Genomic DNA, 7,745 nt, shown 5'->3' on the forward strand with positions numbered 1-7,745 from the left:
GGGTGTGTTGTTTAGAAAAATAGATATAAATGCGAGCCAATACGCATTTTTTATCAAGATAATCACTTGATTCTTCCCTCCCTATATTCCCTTTCATACCGATGCTATAATCTTGCTATCAGCCAGGGAGCAAGATATGAATCACAATGGTTTGCGTCGGTTAATGTCAGGAATTAAAGGGTATCGAACGACTATAGTGGTCGCTGCGGCGTTGTTATTAGCCGCCTGTGATGACAGCAATAATAAAGGTGTGGTCACACCGCCTGCGACTCAAACCAGTACCTCGGCGGGCAAAACACCGGCGAGTAAACCCCAAGATACGGTGGCGCTGGCGGCACTGGCAAAACGCCATGCGGGTCAGCCGCTTACCTTGCTGGATGCCTCTGAACTGCAACTTGACGGGGCCAGTGCCATGGTACTGACCTTCTCGCAGCCACTGAATCCAAATCAGGATTTCGCCGCGCAGGTGCATCTGGTTGATACCGTCAGTGGCAACATCGACGGTGCCTGGGAGCTATCCGATAATCTAATGGAGCTGCGTTTACGCCACCTCAAACCGGAGCGTAAATTGTTGTTGACTGTCGACAGCACGCTGCAAGGGGTAGGTGGCGCGCAACTGGGTGCACAACAACAGCAACAAATCACCACGCGTGATATTAAACCGAGTGTCGGTTTTGCCAGCAAAGGCTCTTTGCTGCCGGGCAAACTGGCGCAGGGCTTGCCGGTGATGGCGCTCAATGTTGATAACGTCGATGTTAACTTTTTTCGCATTAAGCAAAGCAGCCTGGCTAACTTCCTCGCTAACTGGCAGAACCGCAGTGCGCTCTCTAACTGGGAATCGGACGAACTGCTGAAAATGGCTGATTTAGTCTATACCGGCCGTTTTGATCTCAATCCTGCGGTTAATACCCGTGAAAAGCTGTTATTGCCCTTAGCCGATATCAAGCCGTTACAAGAATCCGGCGTCTATCTGGCCGTCATGCAGCAAGCCGGTCACTACAGCTATACCAATGCTGCCACCTTATTTACCCTAAGTGATATCGGTGTTTCGCTACATAGCTACCATAACCAGATGGATGTGTTCACTCAGGCATTAGCCGGTGGTGCGGCATTGCAAGGCGTGTCACTGCAACTGTTGGATGATAAAGGCCAGGTGTTGACTCAGGCCGAAACCGACGGCAAGGGCCATGCGCAGTTGGAAAAAAACGCTAACGCCAAACTGCTGCTTGCCGCGCAAAATGGGCAGACCAGTCTGATCGACCTTAATGCACCCGCGTTGGATCTGGCCGAGTTTGATATTACTGGTCCTGAGGGTTTCCAGAAGCAGTTCTTTGTCTTTGGCCCGCGCGACTTGTATCGGCCAGGTGAAACCTTAATTGTTAATGGGTTACTGCGCGATGCCGACGGTAAACCCCTAACAACCCAACCCGTTAAAGTCGATATCCTCAAACCGGATAATCAAGTGGTGCGCAGCTTTACCTGGCAACCACAGGATGGCCTGTATCAATACCAATATGCCATACCTGAAGGTGGCCCAACGGGCGAGTGGTCACTGCGCCTGAATTTGGGTGATAACCAGCCACGATTGTACAAATTCAAGGTAGAGGATTTTCTACCAGAGCGTATGGCGCTCGATATTGCTACCAGTAAAGAACCGATCGCCACGGACAGTGAAGCCAGCTTTGCCGTCACTGGCCGTTACTTATATGGTGCCCCGGCCTCGGGCAACCGTCTGCAAGGCCAATTATTCCTACGCCCACTGCGTGAAGCTGTTGCCACGCTGCCCGGTTTTGAATTTGGTTCGATTATCGAAGAGAACCTCTCCCGCACCTTAGATGAGTTTGATACCACCTTAGATAACCAGGGGCAGACGAATGTTGCGGTGGATAACAGTTGGCAGCATGCCCAATCGCCGCTGAAATTGATATTACAGGCCAGCTTGTTGGAGTCGGGTGGGCGGCCAGTCACACGCCGTGCTGAGCAAGCGGTGTGGCCTGCTGATGCGCTGGCGGGTATTCGCCCGCTGTTCAATAAACAGCAGGTTTATGATTACCGCAGTGACAGCTATAAATCACAGGCGATGGTGGATCAAGATACGCAGGCTGATTTTGAAATTATCTATGCGAATGCCAGCGGCGAAAAGCTGGCCGCCAATGGCATTAAAGTTAAGTTGGTACGTGAGCGGCGTGATTACTACTGGCAGTGGTCAGAAAGTGATGGCTGGCAGTCGCTGTTTGATAAAAAAGATCTGACTCTGGCGGAACAAAGCGTGAATATCGCCGCCAATGGGAGTGCTAAAGTCAGTTTCCCAGTGGAGTGGGGCGCATATCGAATTGAGGTCAGTAATCAGGATAACTCGCTGGTGAGCAGTTCTCGCTTCTGGGCCGGTTACAGTTGGCAGGATAACACCGCTGGCAGTGGTGCGGTGCGTCCTGATCAGGTCAAATTAACGTTGGATAAACCCGCTTACCGCCCGGGCGAAAAAGTGAAGTTACATATTGAAGCGCCAACGGCGGGTAATGGTTATCTGCTGGTGGAATCCAGCGACGGCCCGCTGTGGTGGCAGGAAGTGACTATTCCTGCGGGTGGCGCGGAGGTCGACGTGCCGATTAACAAAGAGTGGAATCGGCATGACCTGTATCTCAGTGCCACAGTGATTCGCCCGGGTGATAAATCACAACAGGCGACGCCAAAACGGGCGATTGGTTTATTGCATCTGCCGTTGGTGGATGAAACCCGCAAGTTGGCATTGCAATTGGATGCCCCCGAGCGTATCCGGCCCAATCAAACTTTAACGGTAAAAGTGAAGGCCAGCCGGAGCGGCGCGCCGTTGCCGGAAAAAGTGCAAGTTTTGCTGTCAGCCGTTGACAGCGGGATCTTGAATATTACGGATTACGTCACGCCAGATCCGTACGACGCCTTTTTTGGCCGTAAGCGCTACAGCGCCGATCGCTATGATGTTTATGGGCAATTGATAGAAGGGCAAGGGCGCTTAGCCAGCTTGCGTTTTGGTGGTGATGGCGATGAGGAAGATGCGCTGTCCCGCGGGGGCAAGAAACCCATTACCGAAGTGACTATTGTAGCGCAGCAAGCCCAACCGGTGACATTAAACGCGCAGGGTGAAGGCACCGTTGAGCTGGCGATTCCAGACTTTAACGGTGAGTTACGTTTAATGGCCCAAGCCTGGAGTGATGAAGACTTCGGCAAAGCAGAATCGAAAGTGGTGGTGGCCGCACCATTGATTGCGCAACTGGCAGCGCCACGTTTTCTCGCCGGTGGCGACAGTACCCAACTGGCTTTGGACTTAAGTAATTTATCCGGTCAGGCGCAAACTTTGTCGCTGAAATTGGCCGCCAGTGATTTACTGGCGCTAAATGGCACGCAAGCTCAGTCAGTTACGCTGGCGAATGGTGAGCGTAAAACGGTACTGATCCCGGTTCGGGCGCTGAACGGGTTTGGGCAAGGTGATCTTGGTCTGACGATCAGTGGCATGGTACTGCCAAATGAAGAACTGCCAGATTACCAGCATCATTGGAAAATCGGCGTGCGGCCAGCCTATCCGGCCCAAACGCGCCATTTCGCTAATGTGCTGCGCAGTGGTGAAAGCTGGAGCCTGCCCGCGCAGGCTACGGCGGGATTGAGTGCTGAAACATTGCAAGGTCAACTGCTGATAACCAGCCGCCCACCTCTCAACTTGTCACGTTATATCAGCGAGTTGTACGCCTATCCTTATGGCTGTCTGGAGCAGACAGTCAGTGGACTGTATCCCTCACTGTACAGCAACCATGCACAGTTGACTGCGCTGGGTATCAAGGCCGATAGCGATGAAAAACGGCGACAGACGATTGATGTCGGGATTGAGCATCTGCTCAGTATGCAGCGCTACAACGGCGGCTTTGGTTTGTGGAGCAACGACAGCCCGGAAGAGTTCTGGCTCACCGCCTATGCCACTGACTTCCTCTACCGTGCCAGCCAACAAGGCTACAGCGTGCCTGCGGCGGCACTGACGGCGGCGAATACCCGCTTACAGCGTTATTTACAGGATCCTAATCAGGTTGAAATTCGCTACAGCGAGCAAACCAAGCATACCCGTTTTGCGGTGCAAGCCTATGCGGGGCTGGTATTGGCGCAGCAGCAGCAGGCTTCGCTCGGTGCATTACGGCAGTTATATAGCCGTAACAGTGAAGCGCGTTCTGGCTTACCACTGGTGCAGTTGGGTGTGGCATTGAAATTGATGGGCGACATGCCGCGTGCCAAAGAAGCCATCACTCAGGGGCTAAATACCACACGCAGTGACAAAGATTACTGGCTGGAAGATTACGGTAGCCCGATACGCGATGATGCTCTTATTCTGGCGCTGTTAACTGACAACAATCTACTGCCGCAAGCACGTGATAGTCGTCTGCTGGCCCTGTCTGATGCCTTGACCAGCCGCAACTATCTGTCAACGCAGGAGAGCAATGCTATATTTCTTGCGGGGCGCACCTTGATGAATGGCGCTGAAACACCGTGGCAGGTTGCTATTGCGCCACAAGCTGAGCCAATTGCGGATAGCGTGACGCTGACCCAAATTACCGCGTTAAACCAAAACTGGTCAGCATCACAACTGGCCGCGGGGATGCAACTGCAAAATCGGGGTGATACGCCATTGTATAGCCGCGTTGCTGTGGTGGGATATCCGCAGCAAACCCCTGCACCATTCAGTAATAATTTGCATATCACTCGTAGCTACATTGGGCTAGATGGCAATCCGTTGCAGTTATCACAACTGAAAAGTGGTGAGTTAGTCTTGGTGCATCTGGATGTTTGGGCCGATAGGCGGGTACCGGATGCGCTGGTGGTTGATTTGCTGCCTGCTGGTCTGGAACTGGAAAACCAGAATCTGGGCGATAGCAGCGCCAGTTTGGGAGAGAGTGCCAGCAGCGTGACTGAGCTATTACAGGATATGCAGCAATCGGATATCAAACATCAGGAGTTTCGTGATGATCGTTATGTCGCTGCCGTCAATGTCGATGGTTACCGTCACACCACGTTGCTCTATCTGGCGCGGGCGGTGACACCAGGCCTCTACCAGGTGCCTGCACCACAAGTAGAATCGATGTATGTACCCGATTGGCGTGCGCTGGGGAGTACTCCAGCGCAGCTTGAAATCGTTAAGTGAATACTCACTTCCCCTGAATGGCGAAACAGTTGTCAGGGGAAGTAATACGATTCATGCGCAAAAATATCTATTCCCGCTATCGGCGTATGGGCTGGGCGTTGGCGCTTATCCTGGTGTTGTTTCCGGCCACTCTTTGGCTGGCAGATAGACTTTGGCCATTGCCTCTGGCCGAGGTCCAGGTCGCGCGGGTCGTGGTAGGCGAAGATGGTACACCGTTATGGCGTTTTGCCGATGCTGACGGCGTATGGCGTTATCCGGTGACGTTGAGTCAGGTTTCGCCGTATTATCTGCAAGCACTGCTCACTTTTGAAGACCGCTGGTTTTACTCTCATCCCGGGGTAAACCCATTGGCGCTAGCTCGTGCCGCCTGGCAGGATCTGCGCGCTGGTAAGATACTTTCAGGTGGCAGCACGCTATCTATGCAGGTTGCCCGCTTGATCGACCCACATCCGCGCACGTTAGCAGGCAAATTGCGTCAAGTCTGGCGTACTTTTCAGTTGGAATGGTATTTTTCCAAAGTTCAAATTCTCGAGATCTACCTTAATCGCGCTCCATTTGGTGGCACCCTACAAGGGATTGGCGCTGCCAGTTGGACCTATTTAGCTAAGCCGCCCTCTCAATTAACCGCGGCAGAAGCCGCATTGCTGGCAGCATTACCGCAAGCCCCTAGTCGGCTACGTCCCGATCGCTATCCTCTACGGGCAAAGGCTGCTCGAGACAAAGTGTTAACCCGACTGGCGGATTATCAGGTTTGGACAGCAAAGGATGTGGCTGATATTAAACAAGAAGAGGTCTGGCTGGCACCGCGTCAGATGCCACAATTGGCTCCTTTGCTAGCTCGCCGTTTAACCAGTGGTAATCAGCGCGAAGTGATCCACACCACGCTTGATACCGGATTACAGCGCCAATTGGAAGATATGGCGGCGAGTTGGCGTCACCAATTACCTGAGAAAACCTCGCTAGGCTTGCTGGTGGTTGACCATACCACGATGAAGGTGCGCGCTTATCTTGGGTCGGTGGATTTTCAGGACAACAGCCGCTTTGGTCATGTGGATATGGTCAGTGCATGGCGCTCACCGGGGTCGACACTCAAACCTTTCCTGTATGCCATGGCACTGGATGACGGCCTGATCCATGCTGAATCTTTGCTTCAGGACGTGCCACGCCGCTTTGGTGATTACCGGCCTGGCAATTTTGATACCGGATTCCATGGGCCGGTCAGTGCCAGTGAAGCTCTGGTGCGTTCGCTGAATTTACCGGCGGTTCAATTACTGGAAGCCTATGGCCCAAAACGTTTTACCGCCAATTTACGCAATGGTGGTCTGAACTTACGTTTCCCCTCTCACAGTGAACCCAGTCTGGCGGTCATTTTAGGCGGAACCGGTTCACGGTTGGATCAATTGGTTGCCGCGTATAGCGCTTTCGCCCGTGGCGGAATGGCAGCAACATTGCGTTTTGAACCGCAGCAACAAATACAAGAACGGCGACTATTCTCACCGGGAGCGGCATGGATTATCCGGCGTATTATGGCCGGTGAAGCCAGACCGTTACCGGATGATATTCTGCCAGCCAGCGTACCACTGGCATGGAAGACGGGTACCAGCTACGGCTATCGTGATGCTTGGGCTATTGGCATCAATGCGCGTTATACAATAGGCGTGTGGGTGGGGCGTCCAGATGGCACTCCGGTTGCCGGGCAGTTTGGTTATGCCACCGCAATACCGATACTTAATCAGGTCAATAACGTGTTGATGGCAGGATTGCAGCAAAGCATTCGCAGCTTACCGTCAGATCCGAGGCCATCGTCAGTCAGTCGGGAAGAGATTTGTTGGCCGGGTGGGCAACCGCTAGCGGTTGGTGATAGTAACTGTCGACAGCGGCGTCAAAGCTGGGTGCTCGATGGCACGGTACCGCCCACACTGACCGCACCCGGCCAGGAAAATATGCAGGGTAGTCAACTCAGTATCTGGCTAAATCAGCAAGGCGAGCGGGTTGCCGCGGATTGCTTAGGAGCCAAGCCAACGCAAGTGGCCTTGTGGCCACTGCCACTGGAGCCATGGTTGCCACTGGCTGAACGGCGTAATCAACGGTTACCCGCAGCAAGCCAGCAATGTCCACCGCAAGGGGAAGGCAGTGCTGCGCCATTGCTGATTTTAGGTATACGTGATGGTGCTGTCGTTAAGCGTTTACCTGGTCATAATAGCCTTGATCTGCGCCTGGTGGCGCAAGGCGGGAGAGGCCAACATTGGTGGTTCCTCAATGGTGAGCAAGTAGCGGTGACCGAGAATAATCAATCATGGGTACAAAACTTATCTGTGCCGGGCGGTTATCAGCTTAATGTATTGGATGAAAGTGGCCAGGTGGGTAATATAATTTTCCGTATGGAATAGTAATATTGATAAAACTAATTAATAACAATGGCTAATTGGTTTTTGTGTTTGTCATTTAAATAACATCCCTGTGATAAATAAAATGATATCAATGCTTTTATTAGCTAGATAAAGTAATCACATCACGATTTTTGACACTGTCATTTATTACTGGGGATTATTATATGAACCATAATTACTTTATTATATTTTTC

Annotated in this window: 2 protein-coding genes; both read left to right on the top strand. The window is 52.3% G+C overall.

The genetic code is table 11. From position 1 onward, the window contains the following. The first annotated feature begins 136 nt into the window (after positions 1–136). Entirely contained in the window at positions 137–5,161 is a 5,025-nt protein-coding gene (locus tag V1952_RS18045; protein ID WP_420075253.1) for an alpha-2-macroglobulin family protein, read from the top strand. A gap of 53 nt (positions 5,162–5,214) precedes the next feature. Further along, a complete protein-coding gene (pbpC, locus tag V1952_RS18050) occupies positions 5,215–7,551 on the top strand; it encodes a peptidoglycan glycosyltransferase PbpC (RefSeq protein ID WP_420075254.1) in 2,337 nt (778 codons plus the stop codon). The last annotated feature ends 194 nt before the right edge of the window (positions 7,552–7,745 follow it).

The sequence above is a fragment of the Yersinia sp. 2542 StPb PI genome, assembly GCF_048593855.1.
Taxonomy (GTDB): Bacteria; Pseudomonadota; Gammaproteobacteria; order Enterobacterales; family Enterobacteriaceae; genus Yersinia; species Yersinia enterocolitica_E.

Excerpts from the sequence above, each read along its gene's own strand:
- pbpC (WP_420075254.1), top strand. The coding sequence starts at position 5,215 with ATGCGCAAAAATATCTATTCCCGCTATCGGCGTATGGGCTGGGCGTTG.
- V1952_RS18045 (WP_420075253.1), top strand. The coding sequence starts at position 137 with ATGAATCACAATGGTTTGCGTCGGTTAATGTCAGGAATTAAAGGGTAT.